This window comes from Luteibacter sp. 329MFSha, from assembly GCF_900111665.1.
Classification (GTDB): domain Bacteria; phylum Pseudomonadota; class Gammaproteobacteria; order Xanthomonadales; family Rhodanobacteraceae; genus Luteibacter.
In genome coordinates, this window is sequence record NZ_FOJE01000001.1 from 1,458,684 (window position 1) to 1,479,510 (window position 20,827).

At 68.3% G+C, this 20,827-nt stretch carries 18 protein-coding genes; 11 read left to right on the forward strand and 7 right to left on the reverse strand.

The genetic code is table 11. The features are described 5' to 3' along the window. Positions 1-55: 55 nt before the first annotated feature. Genes BMW54_RS06435 through BMW54_RS06445 form a run of 3 tightly spaced genes read right to left on the reverse strand, consistent with a single transcriptional unit; the run spans position 56 to position 2,572 of the window. The gene (locus BMW54_RS06435; protein WP_090055766.1) at positions 56-820 is read right to left on the reverse strand and encodes a DeoR/GlpR family DNA-binding transcription regulator; all 765 of its coding nucleotides are present in this window, start codon (positions 818-820) and stop codon (positions 56-58) included. A gap of 5 nt (positions 821-825) precedes the next feature. After that, a complete protein-coding gene (locus BMW54_RS06440; RefSeq protein ID WP_090053914.1) occupies positions 826-1,443 on the reverse strand; it encodes an HAD family hydrolase in 618 nt (205 codons plus the stop codon). 10 nt (positions 1,444-1,453) lie between these two features. Then, positions 1,454-2,572 carry an MFS transporter gene (locus tag BMW54_RS06445; protein WP_254779110.1) on the reverse strand — a complete coding sequence of 373 codons (1,119 nt, stop codon included), beginning with the start codon at positions 2,570-2,572 and terminating at the stop codon, positions 1,454-1,456. 109 nt (positions 2,573-2,681) lie between these two features. On the opposite strand from BMW54_RS06445, the gene lexA reads away from it, so the two are divergent. From lexA to BMW54_RS06475, 6 genes are all read left to right on the forward strand, one after another. Then, positions 2,682-3,305, forward strand: a complete 624-nt coding sequence (lexA, locus tag BMW54_RS06450) for a transcriptional repressor LexA (RefSeq protein WP_090053918.1) — start codon at positions 2,682-2,684, stop codon at positions 3,303-3,305. 2 nt (positions 3,306-3,307) lie between these two features. Next, entirely contained in the window at positions 3,308-3,937 is a 630-nt protein-coding gene (gene imuA, locus BMW54_RS06455) for a translesion DNA synthesis-associated protein ImuA (protein ID WP_090053920.1), read from the forward strand. Positions 3,938-4,010: 73 nt separating this feature from the next. After that, complete coding sequence (locus tag BMW54_RS06460; protein WP_090053922.1) at positions 4,011-5,420, forward strand: Y-family DNA polymerase; 1,410 nt, start codon at positions 4,011-4,013, stop codon at positions 5,418-5,420. A 1-nt stretch (position 5,421) separates the two neighbouring features. Further along, positions 5,422-8,568: an error-prone DNA polymerase gene (locus BMW54_RS06465; protein ID WP_090053924.1), complete on the forward strand. Its 3,147-nt coding sequence runs from the start codon at positions 5,422-5,424 to the stop codon at positions 8,566-8,568. 213 nt (positions 8,569-8,781) lie between these two features. Beyond that, the gene (locus BMW54_RS06470) at positions 8,782-9,096 is read left to right on the forward strand and encodes a hypothetical protein (RefSeq protein WP_090053927.1); all 315 of its coding nucleotides are present in this window, start codon (positions 8,782-8,784) and stop codon (positions 9,094-9,096) included. A gap of 167 nt (positions 9,097-9,263) precedes the next feature. Continuing rightward, positions 9,264-9,563 carry a hypothetical protein gene (locus tag BMW54_RS06475; protein ID WP_090053929.1) on the forward strand — a complete coding sequence of 100 codons (300 nt, stop codon included), beginning with the start codon at positions 9,264-9,266 and terminating at the stop codon, positions 9,561-9,563. A gap of 59 nt (positions 9,564-9,622) precedes the next feature. On the opposite strand, the gene BMW54_RS06480 is transcribed toward BMW54_RS06475, so the two are convergent. Continuing rightward, complete coding sequence (locus BMW54_RS06480) at positions 9,623-11,176, reverse strand: protein adenylyltransferase SelO (protein ID WP_090053931.1); 1,554 nt, start codon at positions 11,174-11,176, stop codon at positions 9,623-9,625. Positions 11,177-11,320: 144 nt separating this feature from the next. On the opposite strand from BMW54_RS06480, the gene BMW54_RS06485 reads away from it, so the two are divergent. Continuing rightward, the gene (locus BMW54_RS06485; protein WP_090053933.1) at positions 11,321-11,953 is read left to right on the forward strand and encodes a hypothetical protein; all 633 of its coding nucleotides are present in this window, start codon (positions 11,321-11,323) and stop codon (positions 11,951-11,953) included. Here BMW54_RS06485 and BMW54_RS06490 read toward each other — a convergent pair. From BMW54_RS06490 to gndA, 3 genes are all read right to left on the reverse strand, one after another. Further along, positions 11,938-13,614 carry a putative bifunctional diguanylate cyclase/phosphodiesterase gene (locus BMW54_RS06490; protein WP_175472790.1) on the reverse strand — a complete coding sequence of 559 codons (1,677 nt, stop codon included), beginning with the start codon at positions 13,612-13,614 and terminating at the stop codon, positions 11,938-11,940. The two genes, BMW54_RS06485 and BMW54_RS06490, sit on opposite strands and share 16 nt — an antisense overlap. A gap of 210 nt (positions 13,615-13,824) precedes the next feature. After that, the gene (gene gspD / locus BMW54_RS06495) at positions 13,825-16,155 is read right to left on the reverse strand and encodes a type II secretion system secretin GspD (protein WP_090053937.1); all 2,331 of its coding nucleotides are present in this window, start codon (positions 16,153-16,155) and stop codon (positions 13,825-13,827) included. Positions 16,156-16,344: 189 nt separating this feature from the next. Beyond that, positions 16,345-17,757 carry an NADP-dependent phosphogluconate dehydrogenase gene (gene gndA, locus BMW54_RS06500; RefSeq protein WP_090053939.1) on the reverse strand — a complete coding sequence of 471 codons (1,413 nt, stop codon included), beginning with the start codon at positions 17,755-17,757 and terminating at the stop codon, positions 16,345-16,347. A gap of 188 nt (positions 17,758-17,945) precedes the next feature. Here gndA and BMW54_RS06505 point away from each other — a divergent pair, with 188 nt between their 5' ends. The 4 genes from BMW54_RS06505 (at position 17,946) to ykgO (ending at position 20,745) form a co-directional block, all read left to right on the forward strand. Next, positions 17,946-18,665 (forward strand): CoA transferase subunit A, encoded by a 720-nt coding sequence (locus BMW54_RS06505; RefSeq protein WP_090053941.1) that lies wholly within the window; start codon positions 17,946-17,948, stop codon positions 18,663-18,665. Positions 18,666-18,676: 11 nt separating this feature from the next. Then, the gene (locus BMW54_RS06510) at positions 18,677-19,315 is read left to right on the forward strand and encodes a CoA transferase subunit B (RefSeq protein WP_090053943.1); all 639 of its coding nucleotides are present in this window, start codon (positions 18,677-18,679) and stop codon (positions 19,313-19,315) included. Between the two features lie 301 nt (positions 19,316-19,616). Then, positions 19,617-20,531: a LysR substrate-binding domain-containing protein gene (locus BMW54_RS06515; protein WP_090053945.1), complete on the forward strand. Its 915-nt coding sequence runs from the start codon at positions 19,617-19,619 to the stop codon at positions 20,529-20,531. 88 nt (positions 20,532-20,619) lie between these two features. Then, positions 20,620-20,745, forward strand: coding sequence for a type B 50S ribosomal protein L36 (gene ykgO / locus BMW54_RS06520; RefSeq protein WP_029213509.1), 126 nt, complete (start codon positions 20,620-20,622; stop codon positions 20,743-20,745). Positions 20,746-20,827: the final 82 nt, after the last annotated feature.

A 20,827-nucleotide genomic window follows, 5' to 3' on the forward strand; every position in this document is an offset into this window, starting at 1 on the left:
TGAGTGACAGGATCCGTTGCTCACCGCGAAAAGCTGTCGCGCGCAAGGCGCGCTCCTACGGCATATGTACCGACACGCCCGCCTCGCGATACGGCGTCAGCATCGCCCCGTCGGTATCCGCCGCCACCACCAGATGCGTGATCGCCCCGATCGGCGCCGTGTGATGCGTCGCCGACGCCACGAGCTTGTCCGGCGTGGCGATCGCCACCGTCTCGCCGCTGGCCTCGATGATCGCCTGCTTGAAGACGGTCTCTTCCTCGTCGAAGGTCCACAACCCGCGCTCCGGGTCGATGGCGCACACCCCGGGGAAGCACAGATCGGCGCGGATGTCCTGCGCCTGCCGTACCGTGCGCGATCCGATCGCGCCGCCGATACGCGGATCGACCCGGCCACCCAGCAGGATCACGTCGAACCCGGGCCGGCCGAGCACGGCCATGGCGACGTCCGGCGCGTTCGTCACCACCGTCAGCCCGCGATGCTCGGGCAACGCGCGCGCCAGCGCGGTATTCGTCGAGCCCGCGTCGATGAAGAGGATCTGCCCCTCGCCCACCAGTCCGGCGGCGACCCTCGCCAGCGATCGCTTCAGCTCGGCGCGCTCATGGTGGCGCTCGTCCAGCGGCGCGACCTGCGCGGCCAGGAGCGCGCCACCGTAGACGCGGCGACACAGTCCCTGGGCGGCGAGGTCGCGCAGGTCGCGACGGATGGAGTCCTCCGACACACGGAACTCCTGCGCCAGGTCCGCGGCGACGACCTTCCCGTCGCGGCGGAGCCGATCGAGGATCAGCTGCTGCCGCTCGCGCGGAAGCGTGGTGTCGGGCATGCCGTTCACGGCAGGAAACCGAGGTCCGCGAGATCCCTGCGCAGCTGCGCCGGATCGTGGAAGTGGATGCCGTGGATGCCCAGCGCGTTGGCGGCATCGACGTTCGCCCGGTTGTCGTCGATGAACACCGCGCGGGACGGATCGATGTCGTAGCGCTCGAGCAGCGTCCGGTACAGGCGCGGATCGGGCTTGATCATCCCCTCCTCGCCCGACACCACGATGCCGTCGAACAGGGCCAGGAAATCGAACCGTTCGCGCGCGAAGGGAAAGGTTTCCTGCGACCAGTTGGTGAGGCCGTAGAGCGGATGCCCCGCCGCCTTGAGATCGCGCAGGATGTGCAGGCTGTCGTCGATGGGACCGCCCAGCGTCTCCTCCCAGCGGTGCTGGTAGGCAGCGATGAGGTCGGCCTTGGTGGGATGCTCCGCGGTGAGCAGACGCACCGCTTCGTCCCACGAACGGCCCGCATCCTGCTGCAGGTTCCACTCCGGCGTGGTGACTTCGGCGAGGAAGGTTTCCATCGCCTCCTCGTCGTCGCCGAACAGCTTGCGATAGAGGTAGCGCGGGTTCCAGTCGATCAGGACACCGCCGAAATCGAAGATCACGACATCGCGTTTGTTGTGCATGGTCAGGCCCTCAGCGGCGAACGATGGAAGCGCAGGCGGAAACGACGACGAGCAGCACGGCCACGCCGAACAGCGCCGTCGACAGGCTGCTCAGGTGGGCGGCGAAACCGATGGCCGCGGGTCCGGCGAGCATGCCCGCGTAACCCAGCGAGGTGACGGTCGCGATGCCGATGCCGGCCGACGTGCCCGGTTGGCGACCCGCCGCGCTGAACAGCACCGGCACGATGTTCGACGCGCCGAGGCCCACGAGGACGAAGCCCGCCATCGCGGCCGGTCCCCATGGCACGAGCGTGGCGACGAAGAATCCCAGGGCCGCGATGAAGGCGCCGCCACGGACGATCGTGACGGGCCCGACGTGCGCCGTGATGCGGTCGCCCAGCAGGCGGCCAACGGCCATCGCGACGGAGAACGCGGCGTAACCGAACCCCGCCGACGACGCGTCGAAACCACGCGAGAAACGCAGGAAGACCGCGCTCCAGTCGAGCATCGAACCTTCCGCGAGGAAGACGACGAGGCACAGGAACCCGAGCAGGAACACCGTGGCCGACGGCATGCGGAACCCGGTGGACGCATGCTCGCCTTCCTCGAGGCGAACCATGAAGTGCCGCCACTGCGTCGCGACGATCGCGAGCAACCCGGCCGACACGGACAGCGCGCTGCCGGTGAGCGGCGCACCGGCCTTCAGCAGCGCGGCCATGCCGGCGGAACCGACCAGGCCACCCACGCTGAAGAGTCCGTGGAAGCCGGACATCATGGGTTTGCCCGCGTGTTTCTCGACGTCCACCGCGTGCGCGTTCATGGCGACGTCGACCACGCCGAGCGACGCGCCGAAGAACAGCAGCGCCGCGCCGAGCCAGTAGACGTCCGGCGCGATCGTCAGCAGCGGCAACGCCACGCACACGAGCAGGCCGCTGACGCCGATGACGTCGCGATTGCCGAAACGATGGGTGAGGAAGCCGGCGAGCGGCATCGCCGCCACCGCGCCGCAGCCCATGCACAGGAGCACCAGGCCGAGCGTGGCGTCGTCGAGGCCGAGGCGGGCCTTCGCATACGGAACCATGGGCGCCCAGCTGGCCATGCCGATGCCGGATAACAGGAAGATCAGTCGGGTGGCTCTTGCGGGCCGCATGCGTGCTCCATCGGGCATCGGAATGCGCATCAATGTACGCAATCGTGCATAAACGTGCAATCACGAATCCCGCTTGCACCGCCGCGCCGACCGCTGTACAAATGTACACATGTCGAGCCCAACCCTTACAGAGCGTCAGCAAAAGACCTTGGCCTTCCTGCAGGAATACCTGCAGGCCCAGGGCCTGCCGCCTACGCTACGCGAAATCGCTGACGCGCTGGGCTTCTCCAGCCACAGTTCCGCGCAGGCCTGCGTCGAGTCGCTGGTCCGCAAGGGCGTGCTGGAGCGTTCGCCGCAGCATCGCGGCCTGCGACTCCCGGCCGGCAACGCGGCGCTCCTGCGCGGCGCCGCGAACGATCTTCCGCTGATCGGCCGCGTCGCCGCCGGTTCGCCGATCCTCGCCGAGGAAAACATCGAGTCGCAGCTCGAGGTCGATCCCGCGCTGTTCCGCCCGCGCGCCGACTACCTGCTGCGCGTGGTGGGCATGAGCATGCGCGACGCCGGCATCCTCGACGGCGACCTCCTCGCCGTGCACAAGACCGCCACCGCGAACGACGGCCAGATCGTCGTCGCCCGCCTCGACGACGAAGTCACCGTGAAGCGGTTGAAGCACGAACGCGACCGCCTCCTGTTGCTGCCCGAAAACCCCGACTTCTCGCCGATCGAAGTCGACCCCCGTCGCCACGCGTTCGCCATCGAAGGGCGTTACGTCGGCATCATCCGCAGGACCTGACCATGAACGCCATCGCCTCCCCGAACCTCGCCCAGGTGCTCGACCATCCCGGTATCTGGCGCCGTTCCGCCGATCGGCAGCCGCGCGTGCGCGCGTTGTCCACGGGCTGGACCTCGCTGGATGCCAAGCTTCCCGGCGGCGGCTGGCCGCAGGGCGCGCTGAGCGAGATCCTGTTCGAACACGACGGCCTGGGCGAGCTGGACCTGGTCATGCCCGCGCTCGCCGCGCTGACGCAGGAACACCGCCGCGTGATCTTCGTGGCGCCGCCTTACCTGCCCTACGCGCCCGCGCTCACCGCGGCCGGTGTCGACCTGCGCTTCCTGCACGAGATCCATGCCGGCAGCACCGAGGCCGCCTGGAGCATGGAGCAGTGCCTGCGCTCCGGCTGCTGCGGCGCCGTGGTCGGCTGGCTGCCCGAGATCGACTACCGCAGCCTGCGCCGCCTGCAGCTGGCCGCGGAAAGCGGCGACGCCTGCGCCATGATCTTCCGCCCCGCCGGGCACGCCGCGCAGAACAGCCCCGCGGCTCTCCGCCTGAAGGTCAGCAACAGCGACGAGGCTACCTATGTCGAGGTGCTCAAGTCGCGCGGTCTGCTGACCACCACCGCTCCGCTGCTGCGCATGCGGGCCTGATGGACGTCGTCGTGACGATGCGTGTCCCACGCCGTCATGACGGACGCGTCGTCGTCGCCATTCCTGCACAGCCATGCTTTGGGCCTGTCTCCGTTTTCCCGGCCTGGCGTTCTCCGCCGCCTTCGCCGCGAGCCCGGAGGCAGGCCCCTCCGCCCTTCTCGATCACAAGGCGCGCCAGCGCCTGATCGCCGCCGCGAACGCCGATGCCAGCGCGCAGGGCGTTCGTCGCGGACAGAGCCTCGCCGCCGCCCGCGCGCTGTGTCCTTCGCTCGAGGTACGCCCCCGCGATCCCGCGGCGGAGAACCGCCTGCTGACCGAGCTGGCCGCGTGGTGCTACCAGTTCAGCGGCCACGTGAGCCTGGTGCCTTACAACGCGATCCTGATGGAGGTCGGCGCCAGCCTGCGCCTGTTCGACGGCTGGCCCGTGCTCGCCGAACGCCTGCGCGCGGGCCTGGCCGAACAGGGCCACGCGCACACGATGGCCGCCACGCCGTTCGCCGCCGCGTCCTGGGTGTTCGCCGCCAGCGCCGACGGCATGGTCATCGGCGAACGCGAGGGCGTGCGCCGCATGCTCGGCGAACTGCCGCTGGCACAGGCCGGGTTGCCCGCCGCCACGGTGACGTCGCTGCAGGCCATGGGGTTTCGCCGCCTCGGCGAGATCTTCCGCCTGCCCCGTCCCGAACTCACGCGACGCATCGGGCGTGACGGCGTGAACTGGCTCGACCGTCTGCGCGGCGACGCCGCCGACGCCCTGCCCGCCTGGCAACCGCCGGCCAACTTCGTGCAGAAGATCGAGTTCGACATGGAACTCGACGGCAGCCAGCCGCTGCTCTTCCCGTTGCGCCGCCTCACGCGTTCGCTGGCCAACCTGCTGGCGGCGCGCGACGGCGGCGTGCAGCGGTTCACGCTCACGCTGGAGCATGCGCGCGGCGAATCCACGCGCATCGTCGTCGCCATGGCGGCACCGCAGCGCGACGCGGAGCGCCTGTTCGAACTGGCGCGCACGCGACTGGAGCGGGCCACGCTGCCCGCGCCCGCCCGCTCGATCGAGATCGACGCCGCCGAGCTGCCGACGTTCCGCCCGCCGCTGCGCGATCTCTTCGAGCCCATCCGCGGCGACGGACTGGACTGGCCCACGCTCGACGAACGCCTGCGCGCACGGCTCGGCGACGCGGCGCTGCGGCAGATCGCGCTGGTCGCCGATCACCGTCCCGAGCGCGCCTCGCGTTACGGCACCCCCGGCAACGTCGTCTCGCCGCCGCGCCGGCGCCGTCCGCTGTGGCTGCTGCCGCGACCGATCCCCATGCGCCCCGAGCCCGCGATGGTGCTGGCCGGCCCCGAACGTATCGAAAGCGGCTGGTGGGACGGCGAGGACGCGCGCCGCGATTACTACATCGTCCGTACCGCGCAGGGGCAGCAGGCATGGGCCTATCTCCCCCCGGGCACCCTCGACGGCTGGATGCTCCACGGCTGGTTCGCCTGACATGCGCCTCGACCCGTCCCACCTCGTCCCCGCCAACGACGAGGACAGCGAGGTTCCGGCCTACGCCGAGCTGCACGTCCTCAGCGATTTCAGCTTCCAGCGCGGCGCCTCCTGCGCGCGCGAGCTGTTCGAGCGCGCGAAGGTCCTCGGTTACGGCGCGCTGGCCATCACCGACGAGTGCTCGCTCTCCGGAATCGTGCGCGGCCTCGAAGCCTCGATCGACACCGGCGTACCGCTGATCGTCGGCAGCGAATTCCGCCTGTCCGACGGCACCGTCGTCGTGCTGCTGGTGGAAGACCAGGCCGGCTACACCGAGCTTTGCCGTCTCATCACGCTGGCACGCCGCCGCGCAGCGAAGGGAACGTACGAACTGCACCGGCGCGACATCGAGGCCCTCGGCGACGGCCTGAGCGTGCTCTGGGCGCCGGGCGCGTACACCGACACCGAGCCCGCGACGCACGAGGACCGCGCCGCCTGGATCGCCGCCCATTTCGCCGGGCGGGCATGGCTCGCCGTGGAACTGCATCGCGGTCAGCACGACGGCGCCGACCTCGCCGCGCTGCGCGACCTCGCCGTCCGCCACGGCCTGCCCTGCGTCGCGGCGGGCGACGTGCACATGCACGTGCGCCATCGCCGCGCGCTGCAGGATGTCATGACGGCGATCCGCCTGAATACGTCCGTCGCCGAGGCGGGCCACGCGCTCTTCCCCAATGGCGAACGCCATCTGCGCCCGCGCGAGACGATCGCGCGCATCTACCCGCGCGACATCATCGACGAGACGCTCGTCGTCGCCGCCCGCTGCACCGGCTTCGACATCCGCCGGATCAACTACGTCTATCCCAACGAGCTGGTGCCCGAAGGCCTCGATCCTCCCACGCACCTGCGCCGCCTGACCTACGAAGGGGCCGCGCGGCGTTTCCCGGAAGGCACGCCGGCCACCCTCGTCGATCGCATCGAGCACGAGCTGGCCCTCATCGCGCAAAAAGAATACGAGGCGTTCTTCCTCACCGTGCAGGACATCGTCCACTTCGCGCGCTCGAAGGACATCCTCTGCCAGGGTCGCGGCTCGGCGGCCAACTCCGTGGTGTGCTTCTGCCTCGGCATCACCGAGGTCAACCCTTCGCAGATATCGACGCTGTTCGAGCGCTTCATCTCCATCGAACGCGACGAGCCGCCCGACATCGACGTCGACTTCGAGCACGAACGCCGCGAGGAAGTGCTGCAGTACGTGTTCAACAAGTACGGCCGCGAACGCGCCGCGCTCGCCGCCACCGTCATCAGCTACCGGCACAAGAGCGCCGCGCGCGACGTCGGTCGCGCGCTCGGCCTGTCCGAGGACCAGCTCGACCAGCTCAGCCGCGCGTATTCCCACGCGCATGGCGAGGTCTCCATCGTTGAACGCCTGCGCGAGCGCGGCTTCGACACCGGCAGCCGCACGGTCCGCCTGCTCATGCTGCTGGTCGACCAGCTGTCCGGCATGCCGCGCCATCTGTCGCAGCACGTCGGCGGCTTCGTCATCTCCGACACGCCGCTGCACCACCTCGTGCCGGTGGAGAACGCGGCGATGGCCGATCGCACGATCATCCAGTGGGACAAGGACGACCTGGAAACGATGAAGCTGCTCAAGGTCGACTGCCTCGCGCTCGGCATGCTCACCTGCATGCGCAAGGCGATCGACATGCTGCGCGCCCAGGGCGGTCCGGATTTCCGCCGGCTCGCGGACATCCCGGACAAGGATCCACGGACGTACGCGATGATCCAGAAGGCCGATACCACCGGCGTCTTCCAGATCGAATCGCGCGCGCAGATGTCCATGCTCCCGCGTCTGCTGCCGAAGGAGTATTACGACCTCGTGATCCAGGTCGCGATCGTCCGCCCCGGCCCGATCCAGGGCGGCATGGTGCATCCCTATCTCGAACGGCGGCGCATGCCGAAGGAAGACATCGTCTACGAGAAGGGCGTGCGACCCGTGCTCGAGCGCACGCTCGGCGTGCCGATCTTCCAGGAACAGGTGATGAAGCTGCTGCAGGTCGTGGCGGATTTCAGCGCCGGCGAGGCCGACGACCTGCGCCGCTCGATGGCCGCCTGGAAGCGTCGCGGCGGGCTGGAGAAGTTCGAGCCGCGCATCCGCCGCAACATGGCGAAGAACGGCTACTCCACCGAATTCATCCAGCAGATCATCGACCAGATCAAGGGCTTCGGCAGCTACGGCTTTCCCGAATCGCATGCCGCCGGCTTCGCGCTCATCGCCTATGCGTCGTCGTACATGAAGTGCCATTACCCGGCGATCTTCACCTGCGCCCTGCTCAACAGCCAGCCGATGGGTTTCTACGCGCCGGCGCAGCTGGTCGCGGACCTGCGCCGGCATGGTGTCGAAGTGCGCCCGCCCGACGTGACCGCCAGCGACTGGGACTGCACGCTCGAACCCCAGCCGAAGACCCATGGCGGGTACGCGCTACGGCTGGGGCTGCGCCTCGTCGGTGGCCTCTCGGCCGATCTCGGCGCACGCATCGTCGCCGCGCGCGCCGCCGCGCCACTGCGCGACCTCGCCGATCTGTCGCGCCGCGCCGGCATGAACCGCTTCGAGCGCGAACGTCTCGCCGACGCCGGCGCCCTGCGCGTGCTCAGCGGCCACCGCCACCGCGCCCGCTGGGAAAGCTCCGGCATCGAACGCGGCCTGCCGTTGATCGACGCTGTCGCCGAGGAACGTCCCACCCTGCGTCCGCCCACGCTCGCCGAGAACGTGTTCGCCGATTACGCCACGCACGGCCTGTCGCTCACCGCGCACCCCCTGCAGCTGATTCGCAAGAACTTGCAGGCGCGCCGGGCGCGTCGCGCCGCCGACCTCGAACACGAACGCAACGGCACGTGGCTGCGCCATGCCGGGTTGGTCACCGTGCGCCAGCGCCCGCAGACCGCCAGCGGCATCACGTTCGTCACGATCGAAGACGAAACCGGGCAGGTCAACGTGATCGTACGGCCCAGGGTCGCCGAAGCCTGCCGCCATGCTCTCCTCGACGCCGTGCTTCTCGCCGTGGACGGACAGTGGCAATCGATCGACGGCGTCCGCCACCTCGTCGCCAGCCGACTGCACGATTTCAGCGACCTGCTGCCCGCGCTGGGCTCCGTCTCGCGGGACTTCCACTAGTGATGCCTGCCGTCACGCATCTCCCGCCGCGGCATCACTGAACCACGCCTAATTTCTGCCTGAACGGTGGCTGCGAAAATTGCTGCTATGCAGGAGCGTCCGTCATCGAAAAGCGATAGGTTTTGCCCACCCGACCGGTCTACCGGTAAGCGATGCCTCTGCGCCGTGCATCGCTCTGCTACCCAGGCGCCATAAGTTTTCAGGAGACTCGTCATGCGCAACACGAAACTGATCGTCGCGATGCTGGCCGGCTGTATGGCCGTGAGCGGTGCCGCTCTCGCACAGGACGCTTCGAAGGCTCCCACGCCGGCTTCGACCGCCGGAACCCCGACGCATTCCACCAGCGATTCGATGAAACACGCGGGCACCGATTCGATGAAGCAGAGCGGCGCCGACGGCATGAGCCAGGATCACGCCTCCAAGAGCGCCATGGGTAACGACTCGATGGAAAACCAGTCGATGAAGTCGACCCACAAGAAGCACAAGAAGACGGCCGAGCCGGCGAAGTCCTCCACCTCCGGCATGTAATGCGCAGCGCATGACAGGAAACCCGGTGCCGCGAGGCGCCGGGTTTTTTCATGGGCGCGCTTTCCGGTCAAAACTGGGGCTATCTACAAGAAACGCGGGGCGCATCGGCATACGTTCTTCCCTGGCAGCGACGACACGGCGGCCCTCACCGCCCGGGGAGACAGATCATGCGCGGCACGACACCCATCCTTGTCCTTCTCGCGGGCTGCCTGCTGGCCGGTAGCGTGTTCGCGCAGGAGGCACCGTCCGCCCCCGCGAAATCGGTGGCCAACCAGCAAGCGGCGAACGACGCCATGCGCTTCACCGGCACACGCTCGATCAAGATGACCGGCGCGGATGGCATGAGCCAGGACCACGCCACCGCCAGCGACATGAGCGACGACACCGCCGACGTCGGCACGGTGAAGCAGTCGCTGAGGAAGGCGACGCCCGAACTACCGCCGGATAACGCGCCCCCCGGTCGTTGACGTTCGTCAGACGCTGCGCGTGAGGCGCCGTCGCCCGGACGAGCGACAGTCCCAGCGACTCAGCTGCTGCACGACAACATCGAACAGCCGACACGCTCGCGCGCCCAGTCGGGACGGCGACCGCCTAGGTGTTCCTTGCCGGGCTGCAGGTCGTACGGCCGGCGCAGGACATCGAGCAACTCGTGCACGCCGGTTTCGTCGCCCTGCTCCGCGCGATCGATCGCCTGCTGGGCGAGGTAGTTGCGCAGCACGTACCGTGGATTGGCCGCGTGCATCAACGCCAGGCGCCCGCTCTCCGCGGCGCCGTCGGCACGCACGCGCGCCGCGTAACGCCGCAGCCACGCCTGCAGCGCGTCCTCGACCGCGACGCGCCCCGCGTCGTCGTAGAACGACGCTCCGACTGTGTCCACGTGCGGCGCGTGCGGATCGAGCGCCGCCAGGTCGCGATAGAAGATCGTCATGTCCATGCCGCCCGCACGGAGCAACCCACGGAGGTCGGCGATCAACGCGTCGTCACCCTCATCGGGCTGCGCGAGCCCGAGCTTCGCGGCGGAAAACGCCGCGTCCGACGCCTCGAACACCTCGACGTAACGGGCCAGGCCCGCGTGCAGCGCCTCGACGCCGCTGAAGAGCGGCGACAACGCCTGCGCGAGCCGCTGCACGTTCCAGTAGCCGACCTGCGGCTGCTGGCCGAAACGGTAGCGCTTCTGGTGCCGGTCGGTCGTGTTCGGCGTCCAGTCCGGATTGAAATCGTCGATCCAGCCATACGGGCCATAATCGATGGTCAGCCCGAGGATCGACATGTTGTCCGTGTTCATGACGCCGTGCACGAAGCCCACGCGCATCCAGTGCGCCATGAGCCGCGCGGTGCGTTCGCAGACCTCGGCGAAGAACGCGGCGTAGCCCTCCTCTCCCGGAAGATCGGCGAACTGCGGGTAGTGATGGACGATGGTGAAGTCCACGAGCTGTCGCAGGAGCGCCACGTCGCCACGCGAGGACGGCAGCTCGAACGAGCCGAAGCGCACGAACGACGGGGCGACACGGCACACGATCGCGCCGGGTTCGGGCGCGGGATGGCCGTCGTAAAGCATGTCGCGCACCACGCTGTCACCCGTCGCGACCAGCGACAGCGCACGCGTGGTGGGCACGCCCAGGTGATGCATCGCCTCGCTGCAGAGGAACTCGCGGATGGACGAGCGGAGGACGGCGCGACCGTCCGCGCCTCGCGAGTAAGGCGTCCGGCCAGCACCCTTCAACTGAAGCTCCTGCCGCCCATGCTCCGCCGTGACCACCTCGCCGAGCCCGATCGCCCGGCCGTCTCCGAGCTGCCCGGCCCAGTGTCCGAACTGGTGCCCGCCGTACGCCATCGCGTACCCGGTCATGCCCGGCCAGCGCACGTTGCCCGAAAACACCTGCGCGAAGTCCGGCGCTTCCGGCGCGATGCCCAGCATCGCGGCCACCTCGTCCGAGATCGCGATCGTCCGCGGGTCGGAGACCGGCGTCGGGTCGACCAACGAATAGGCCGCGCCGGCGACCTGACGCGGCACGTTCCGATGATCGGGATCGGCGGGCAACTCACGGACGAAGGCGTTGTCGAAGCGGAGGGCTGTCATCGGGGCGGGGGTCGAGGCGTTATGGGGAATATCCGGGCGATCGGGCCAAGTGCAAGGCCGCGCGGCGCGCCATGCCATCCGCCCTGCGTGGAAAATCGCCAACTCGTGCACACTAGCGCCCCCGAACCCGCCGCTCCGGACTTCATGCGCCCCCTCCGCTTCCTGGCTCCCCTGCTCGTCGCGCCCCTGGCGATGTCCGTCGGCGCCGTGCCGGTGAGCGTACCCCGCAGCGACAAGACCCTGGTGGAGATCATCAACGGGACCATGGGAACGTTGCCCAACGCGGTCGATGCGCTCGCGAACAAGTTGCCCGGGGGCCTGCACGCGACCGCCGACGCCCCGCCGCAGATCGTGCGCAGCCAGCCCTTCGTCACCCGCGACGGCTACCGAATCACGGCGTTCGAAGCCCGTGGTTTCAACGAAGGCGGCGACGTCCCGATGGTCCGCTTCACCTCGATCCAGCTCGAACAGCGCCCCTGCTTCCAGCGAACCGAGGTGGACGAAGCGTTCCACGCGCCATCGTCCGAGACGAAGCTGCCCGCCGCGCCGTCGATGCTGCCCAACCGCTATCTCGTGATGCAGATGCCCTGGGGGCGCCTGTCGTTCGGCACGTCGCAGGACAGCGGCGGCTGCGTGATCGCCATCGTCGGCGACGCCACCGGCGGCATCCTCGGCATGCGCATGCCGTTGCCGCTCCCGCAGCCGACCACCGTGCCCGGCATGCCCGACCTGCGCCGCACCTGGCCGATGCCGGCCGAGGCTTACCCGGCCGAATAGACCGGCTCGTTCGCGGGAAAGAAACCGAGGACCCGGTCGATCCCCTCCTGCGGCACCGCGGCGGAAAAGAGGTACCCCTGCAACTCGTCGCAGCCGGCCTCGCGGAGGAACGCGCGCTGCTGTTCCGTCTCCACGCCCTCCGCCACCACGCACAGGCCCAGCGCCGCGCCGAGGTTCGACACGGCGCGCACGATCGCGGCGGAATCGTCGGCGAACGGCGCCATCTGCACGAACGAGCGGTCGATCTTGACCTTGTCGACGTCGAGGTCCTTCAGCAGCGTCAGGCTCGAATAACCCGTGCCGAAGTCGTCCAGCGATATCCGCACGCCGTCGCGGCGCAGGTTCTTCAGCAGGCGGACCGTCGTGCTGTCCGCGTTGACGATCGCCGTCTCGGTGATCTCGAGCTCGAGGCGGTGCGGCGGCAGGCCGGACTCGGCCAGCGCGTTGAGCACCATCGCAGCGAAACGGTCGTCGCGCAGCTGCACCGCGCTGACGTTCACCGCCACGAACATGTCGCCCATCGGCGCCAGCCGCATGCAGGCGGTGCGCAGGATCCATTCGCCAAGCGCACCGATCAGCCCGGTCTCCTCCGCCACGCCGATGAACTGCACCGGCGGCACCGCGCCGAGTTCGGCATGCCGCCAGCGCGCGAGGGCTTCGAAACCGATCACCTTGCCGTCGCTCGCGCGCACGAGCGGCTGGTAGTAGCAGTCGAGGCCCTCGCCCGTGCGCAGGGCCTGGCGCAGGGCGATCTCGACCTTGCGCCGATGGGCGAGCGCATTGTCGAGTTCGTTGGTGTAGATCACATGGCGATTACGCGCGCGTTTCGCCTCGTAGAGCGCGCTGTCGGCCTTGCGTGCCATTTCGCCGGCCGCGACGGCATCCGCATCGATGGGCACCACGCCGACGGAGGTTCCGATGAACGCGGTATTCGCCGGCACGTCGAACGGCATGCTGGCGAGGACGAGGATCTTCTCTGCGACGGCTTCGATATCCAGGTCGCCGCCGTCTTCCACCAGCAGCGCGAACTCGTCGCCGCCGATGCGCGCGACCGTGTCGCCCGGCGCGACGAGGTTGCGCAGCCGCGTTCCGAACTGCACGAGCAGCTCGTCGCCGGCGAGGTGGCCGTAGGTGTCGTTGACGCGCTTGAAGCCGTCGAGGTCGAGGTAGAACAGCGCGGCCTTGCCACCGCCCCCGGCGGCCCGCGCGATCGCGGCATCCAGCCGGCTGAACAGCGCCGTGCGGTTCGACAGCCCGGTCAGCGCGTCGTGGCAGGCGAGCCAGCGCACATGCGCTTCGGACTCGCGCAGTTCGGTGATGTCGGTGACGGACGCCAGCACATGCGGCGTGCCGTCGAGTTCGACGCAGGTCTTGCGCGTGAGCAGGGTGCGGACCCGGCCCTGCAGGTCGGTCACGGTTTCCTCGGTCTCCACCACCTCGTGGCTGCGCAGCACGGCGTCGTCGCCGGCGGCGAAACGCGCGGCCTGGTCCGGCGGGAAGAGTTCGCTGTCGCTGCGCCCGATCACCTCGTCGGGATGGATGCCGAAATACTCGCAGCCCATTCGGTTCACCAGCACCCAGCGGTGCCTGGCGTCGCGAATGAACATCGCGGTCGGCATCAGTTCGAGCACCTTCGACCAGCCAGCCAGGTCGTGGATCACCGGATTCTCCCCACAGGAGTCGCTGGCCCAATCTGCGACGGCTTCCGTGAGTACGGCGTGTGCGGCTTGCGTCACGGTTCGACGCTGCCGAATTTGTGTGACGGTGGCTCTGGCAAGCCACGGCCCTGCCGCGAGCATCCTCCCCGACCGGGGCCGCTCCCACCCGCGTACCTTCGGGTGGGAGCGCGCTCACGCGCCGCCGGCGCCGCCTCAGGGCTTGTTGAGCGGCAACACGACCGTCGCCGGACGGGTGCCGGCCGGCGCCTCGGCACGGAACGGCCGCAGCGATTCGAACTTCTGCTGGTACTCGTCGGTGACCTGCTTCGCTTCGTCGCCATTGCTGATCACGCGCGGGGTGATCAGCACGATCAGCTCCGTGCGGTCGCGGTTGCGCACCGTCGAGCCGAACAGGCGGCCGAACACCGGGATGCGGTTCAGTCCCGGAATGCCGGTATCCGACGTGCCTTCCTGCTGCTTGATGAGCCCGCCGAGCAGAACGGTCTGTCCGCTCTGCACCGCCACCTGCGTGGAGACCTCGCGCTGCTGGATCGGGAAGTTGGTCGCGTTGATGTCTCTCGGACCCGGCGCGCTCACGACCTGGTTGATGTTGAGGTACACGAGGCCGCCCGGATTGACGCGCGGACGCACGTTGAGGATCACGCCGGTGTCCTTGTATTCCACCTGGCCGATCGTGTTGTCCGAATTGGCATTGGTGTTGACGAACGTCTGCGTGATGGGAATCTGGTCGCCGACCTGGATGTGCGCTTTCTGGTTGTTCAGCACCACCAGCGACGGCGCGGAGAGCGTCTTGGTATTGCCGCTCTTCTCGATCGCACGCAGCGCGACCGCGAGGTTGTTGTTCACGAACGAATAGAAGAACGCATCTTTCCCCTGCGTGAAGACGTTGCCACCGTCGCCCAGCGCCCACTGCTGCTTGTTGCCGGGTTGGCCGACCGAGCCGTTCGTGCCGCCGACCAGGCCTTCGAGGTACCACTGCACGCCGAACTCGAAACTGCCGGTGAGCGCGACCTCGAGGATGCGGGTCTCGATCTGCACCTGCAGCGGCACGGCGTCGAGACGCTTGATCGCCTGTTCGATCTCGGCCCACTGCGACGGACGCGCGCGGACCATCAGCTGGTTGTTCGCGTCCACCGAGGTGATGCGCACGCCTTCATCGGTGGTGACCGGACCGCTGTGCTGCCGGCGCGACGAGTCGTCGTCGCCGAAGCCGCTCCCCGACGAGCCGCCCGCGCCGAACGACGAGCCCATGCTTCCGTTCGAACCGTAGGAACCGCTACCGAAACCGCTGTTGTTCGTGGTGTTGAGCAGCCCCGACGAATTCGACGTGCTGTTGCCGAACGAACCGGTGGTGCTGCCGAGACCGGAGCCGCCGCGGTTGCCCAGGTCGCTGTCGCCGCCGCCGAGCGTGCCCGAGGTAAGGCCGGGACCCACGCGGCCGCCGCGATCGCCCGAACGGCCGCCGCCCGATCCGCCGCCATAGATGTCGGAGAGGTAATCGGCCAGATCCGCCGCCTGCACGTTGCGCACGTCGTAGACATACAGCTGCGGCTCGTTGCCGCCGCCGCGGTCGATGCGGTCGATCCAGCTCTTCACCTCGTCGAGGTAGGCCGGCTGCGGGCTGATGACGACGAGCGAATTGGTGCGCTCGATCGGAATGAAGCGCAGCAGGCCCGCCATCGGCGTGTTGCCCTTCTCGCCGAACAGCTTGTCGAGCGTCGGCGTGAGGTCCTTCACTTCCGCGCGCTGCAGGCTGAACACGCCTACGGACATGCCGCGCAGCCAGTCGACGTCGAACGTCGCGATGGTCCGCTGGTAGTTCTCCAGTTCGCTCGGGGTGCCGGCCATCACCAGCACGTTGCGCGTCGGATCCGCCAGCAGCGTGGCGTCCGGCCGCGCGAACGGCTTGATCAGCTTCTGCATCTCGGTGGCGGAGATGAAGTGCAGCGGGAACAGCCGCGCCTGCAGACCGCCGGGCGGTGCCGACGCGCCGATGCTCGGCACGAGGTTGCCCGCGACCGCGTCCTTCGCGGGCAGCACCACGTAACGGTCGCCCGAGCGGACGAGCGCGTTGCCGGTCCACGAGAGCAGCGTCTCGAGGATCGGCAACGCCTGCTCGGCGGTGACCGGCTGCGACGTGGAGAACGATACGTTGCCCTGCACGCCGGGCACGATCGAATAATTTTCGTGCAGCAGGTCGCCGAGGATCGCCTTGACCACCGACTCGACCGGCTGGTTCTCGAAATTGAAGGTGACCGTGCCCGCGCCCGCGTCGACCGGCTTCGCCTTCGGCAGGCCGACGGCCTTGACGAATTCACCCGTGCCCGTCGTGACGTCGGGCTGGGCGGCCGGCGGAACCGGCGGGTTGGTCGTGCCGACCGTGAGCGGCCGGGGAACGGGCTTTTCGGTGCCTGCGAGCGCCTCGCGCTGCAGCGACCCATCGTCGCGGGGCTGCGGCAGCGTCGTGCATCCGGCAAGAGCGACCGCGAGCGCCGTAGCGCCGATCAGCGAACTTCTCAACATGAAACAACGTACTCCCTCGTTGGACCCGGTCGGCACACCCTGGGGTGCCGCCGAATGCGCCAACTCTAAAGGGAGGGTTGTTACAGCGCCAGCGTCGCGTGAAGACGGTGTGGCGCAATTCGCACCACGACACGGCGCGAGCCCGGAAAGCCCGCCGCGGCCGGGCTTTCCGGACGGCCGTTCAGGATCTCATTCCGCCCATTCGGCGTGGAAGCTGCCCTTCTCGTCGACGCGTTCGAAGGTATGGGCGCCGAAGAAGTCGCGCTGGGCCTGGATCAGGTTCGCCGGCAGCGTGTCCGCCCGGTAGCTGTCGTAATAAGCCACGGCCGCCGAGAAACCCGGTACCGGCACCCCGGTACCCACGGCCGCCGCGACGACCTCGCGCAGCGCCGCCTGGTAGTCCTGCGCGATGTCGCGGAAGTATGGATCGAGGAGCAGGTTCTTCAGCGCGCCGTCGCGGTCGTACGCTTCGGTGATCTTCTGCAGGAAGCGCGCCCGGATGATGCAGCCCGCCCGGAAGATCTTGGCGATGGCGCCGTAGTGGAGGTCCCACTGGTTCTCGTCGGAGGCGGCACGCAGCTGGGCGAAGCCCTGGGCGTAAGAAATGATCTTGCTCATGTAAAGCGCGCGGCGCACCGATTCGATGAACGCCTTGCGGTCGCCACCGAATGGCTTCGCCGGCGGTCCCGCGAGCACCTTGCTCGCCGCCACGCGCTCGTCCTTCATCGACGAAAGCACGCGGGCGAACACGGATTCGGTGATCAGCGTCAGCGGCACGCCGAGGTCGAGGGCGCTCTGGCTCGTCCACTTGCCGGTGCCCTTCTGGGCCGCGCGGTCGAGGATCACGTCGACCAGCATCTTGCCGGTCTTCTCGTCCTTGCGGCGGAAGATCTTCGAGGTGATCTCGATGAGGAAGCTGTCCAGTTCGCCCTCGTTCCACTCGCGGTAGACGTCGGCCAGTTCCTCGTTCGACAGCCCCAGCACGTGCTTGAGCACGGCGTAGCTTTCGGCGATCAGCTGCATGTCGCCGTACTCGATGCCGTTGTGGACCATCTTCACGTAGTGACCCGAGCCACCCGGGCCGATGTAGGTGACGCAGGGCTCGCCGTCGGGTGCGCGGGCCGCGATCTCGGTGAGGATCGGCGCCACGAGGTCGTATGCGTCGCGCGGTCCGCCCGGCATGATGGACGGCCCTTTCAACGCGCCCTCCTCGCCGCCGGACACGCCCGTGCCGATGAAGTGCAGGCCGTCGGCGGCCAGCTCGTCGCCACGCCGCACAGTGTCCCTGTAGAACGTGTTGCCGCCGTCGATCAGGATGTCGCCCTTGTCCAGCAGGGGACGCAGCTGCTCGATCACGGCATCGGTGCCCTTGCCGGCCTGCACCATGAGCAGGATGCGGCGCGGTTTCTCCAGCGAGTCGACGAATTCCTCGAGGCTGTACGTCGGCACGAGCTTCTTGCCCGAGCTCTCGGCCATCACCTCGTCGGTCTTCTCCTTGCTGCGATTGAAGATCGACACCGCGTGCCCGCGGCTCTCGATGTTCCATGCCAGGTTGCGGCCCATCACGGCCATGCCGATCACACCGATCTTCTGCTTGCTCACGTGGGTTCTCCGGATGACTAAGGTGCCGAGGATGGAACGCCGCCCATCAAAGCGCCGTCCACGGGCGAGTTCTTGGCGGAATCGTGCACGGACGCGATTGGACCAAAGGGCACCCGCGGGGCCGCCCCGCCCTCCGCTATCATGAGCGGCGAACCGGCGGCCGGACCGTCCGGAAGGATCGATGACGCATGAACCAGGTGAAGTCGCACTCCCGCGACAAACGTGTCGCTTCGGCCCGTGAGGCCCTGGCAGGCCTCGTGGCCGACGGACAGACGATCGCCGTCGGCGGCTTCGGCCTCTGCGGCATCCCGGAGCTCCTCATCGAGGCGTTGCGGGATTCGGGCGTGAAGGGCCTCACCGCGGTCTCCAACAACGCGGGCATCGACGGCGTCGGCCTGGGCCAGCTGCTCGCGACGCGGCAGATCCGCAAGATGGTCTCGTCGTACGTCGGCGAGAACAAGGAATTCGAGCGCCAGTACCTCGCGGGCGAGCTCGAGGTCGAGTTCACCCCGCAGGGCACGCTCGCGGAGAAGCTGCGCGCCGGCGGCGCGGGCATCCCGGCCTTCTTCACGCGCACGGGGTACGGCACGCAGGTGGCCGAAGGCAAGGAAACCCGCGAATTCGACGGCCACATGTACGTGATGGAGCGCTCGATCGTCGCCGACGTGGCGCTGGTCAAGGCCTGGAAGGCCGACCCCTCCGGCAACCTCGTGTATCGCAAGACCGCGCGCAACTTCAATCCGATGGCCGCCACCGCGGGCAAGGTCTGCGTCGCCGAGGTCGAGATCATGGTGGAGATCGGGGAGCTCGATCCGGACCAGATCCACACCCCCGGCATCTACGTCGACCGCATCGTGCACAATCCCGCGCCGTCCAAGCGCATCGAACAGCGCACCGTGCGCGCCTGAAGGAGACTCCCATGGCCTGGACCCGCGATCAGATGGCGCAGCGCGCCGCCCTGGAACTCTCCGACGGCGATTACGTGAACCTCGGCATCGGCTTGCCGACCCTGGTGGCCAACCACCTTCCGGACGGCGTCGACGTGTGGCTGCAGTCCGAGAACGGCCTGCTCGGCATCGGCCCGTTCCCGACCGAGGACGAGGTGGACGCCGACCTCATCAACGCCGGCAAGCAAACCGTCACGGCCCGCGCCGGCGCGTCCTTCTTTTCGAGCGCCGACTCCTTCGCGATGATTCGCGGCGGCCACATCGACATTTCGATTCTCGGCGCCATGCAGGTCACCTGCGAGGGCGACATCGCCAACTGGATGGTGCCCGGCAAGATGGTCAAGGGCATGGGTGGCGCGATGGACCTCGTGGCCGGCGTGAAGCGCGTCGTGGTCGTGATGGAGCACGCCGCGAAGGACGGCTCGCCCAAGATCCTCACCGAATGCACCCTGCCGCTCACCGGCAAGGGCGTCGTCAACCGCATCATCACCGAGCTGGCCGTGTTCGACGTGACGCCTGAGGGCCTCGTGCTGATCGAACTCGCGCCGGGCGTGGACGAGGCCAGCGTTCGGGAGAAGACGGGCTGCGGGTTCGAGACGCGCCTGCATTGAGTACGTCGCACATGCTACCGAAGGGTGGGAGCCGATCGCATCGGCGATGCTCTTCGCCCCGCTGAAACGACAAGGCCCCGGTCTGGCGACCGGGGCCCGGAAATAAAGTCGCCCCGCAGAGGACGCCTCAGCATGGGCCTCGGGGGGGGAGGTAGGCCAGATGCCGGTAGTTAGCGTCGATGCGGGGCGAGGGACCTACCGACCCGGGGGAGGGGTTGGTGGTAGGTCAGGATCAATATTAGATTTCCTAGGAATTTCCGGCCAATATATCTTTCAGCGACCACTTATACGAAAAACGACTATGTTCGACCTGCGCCAGCTGCGCTACTTCGTCGAAGTGGCGGAAACCCTGAGTTTCACCCAGGCCGCGCAGCGCCTGCATATTTCGCAGCCACCGTTGTCGCAGCAGATCCAGTCGCTCGAGGCCGACCTGGGCGTCAGGCTGCTCGACCGGAATCGCCGCCGAGTCGCGCTGACCGAGCCGGGACGTCTGTTCCTCGCGGAAGCGAAGGCCATCCTCGCCCGCGCCGAAAGCGCCCGGACCGTAGTGACCGAAGCCGCCGCCGGCTTTACCGGGCAGCTGCGGCTCGCGTACGCCGTCTCCGTATCATTCCATCGCGCGCTGCCGGAAACCTTGCTGCGGTTCTCACATGCGGCACCCGGAGTCAGCCTGCACCTGGGCGAAATGCTCACCGGGGCCCAGTACGACGCCCTGCTCTCGGGGCAGATCGACGTCGGCCTCCTGCGCGCCCGTCCGGAAGGGGTGGCCAACGCCCGCCAGCTCAACGTGGAAGTGATCGACCACGAGCCCCTCGTCATCGCCCTGCCCGCCGGCCATCGCCTGGCGAAGCGTGACGCCATCCGGATGACGGAGCTCGCCACCGAGCGCTTCGTCGCCCCGCCCCGCGCGCACGCCGTCACCCTGACCGACCGCCTTGGACTGCTCGCGAACAAGGCCGGGTTTCACCCGAACATCCGCCAGGAGGCCCAGCAGATCCCTTCCCTGCTGCCGCTGGTCGCGGCGGAGATCGGCGTCGCGCTCGTGCCCGCGTCGCTTCGCGCCGTGAAGCTGGACGGCGTCGCGTTCGTTCCCGTGGACGATCCGGAGGCCCACCTGTTGCTCGCGGCGGCCTCGCGCGTGGACAATACGTCCCCCGTGCTGGAGAGCTTCCTGCGCACGGTCCGCGAGGCCCGCGCCAAGCTCGGGCTCGGCTGAAAGACGAATGGCGACGGGCGCTTGCGCTAGCCCGCCCAGGTCGTTACAATCCCGTTTTTCCTTGTCCTTAAAGTTTCAGGAGCTGGCCGTGAAGGTGCTTTCCTCTTTGAAGTCCGCGAAGTCGCGTCACCGTGACTGCAAAGTCGTTCGCCGTCGCGGCAAAGTGTTCGTGATCTGCAAGAGCAACCCGCGTTTCAAGGCTCGTCAGCGCTGATCGGCTGCGACGGGTTCTGAAGAAAAGGCCGCGAAAGCGGCCTTTTTTTTTGCGCCCGAATCTGGCGCTCCCGGCTACCCGT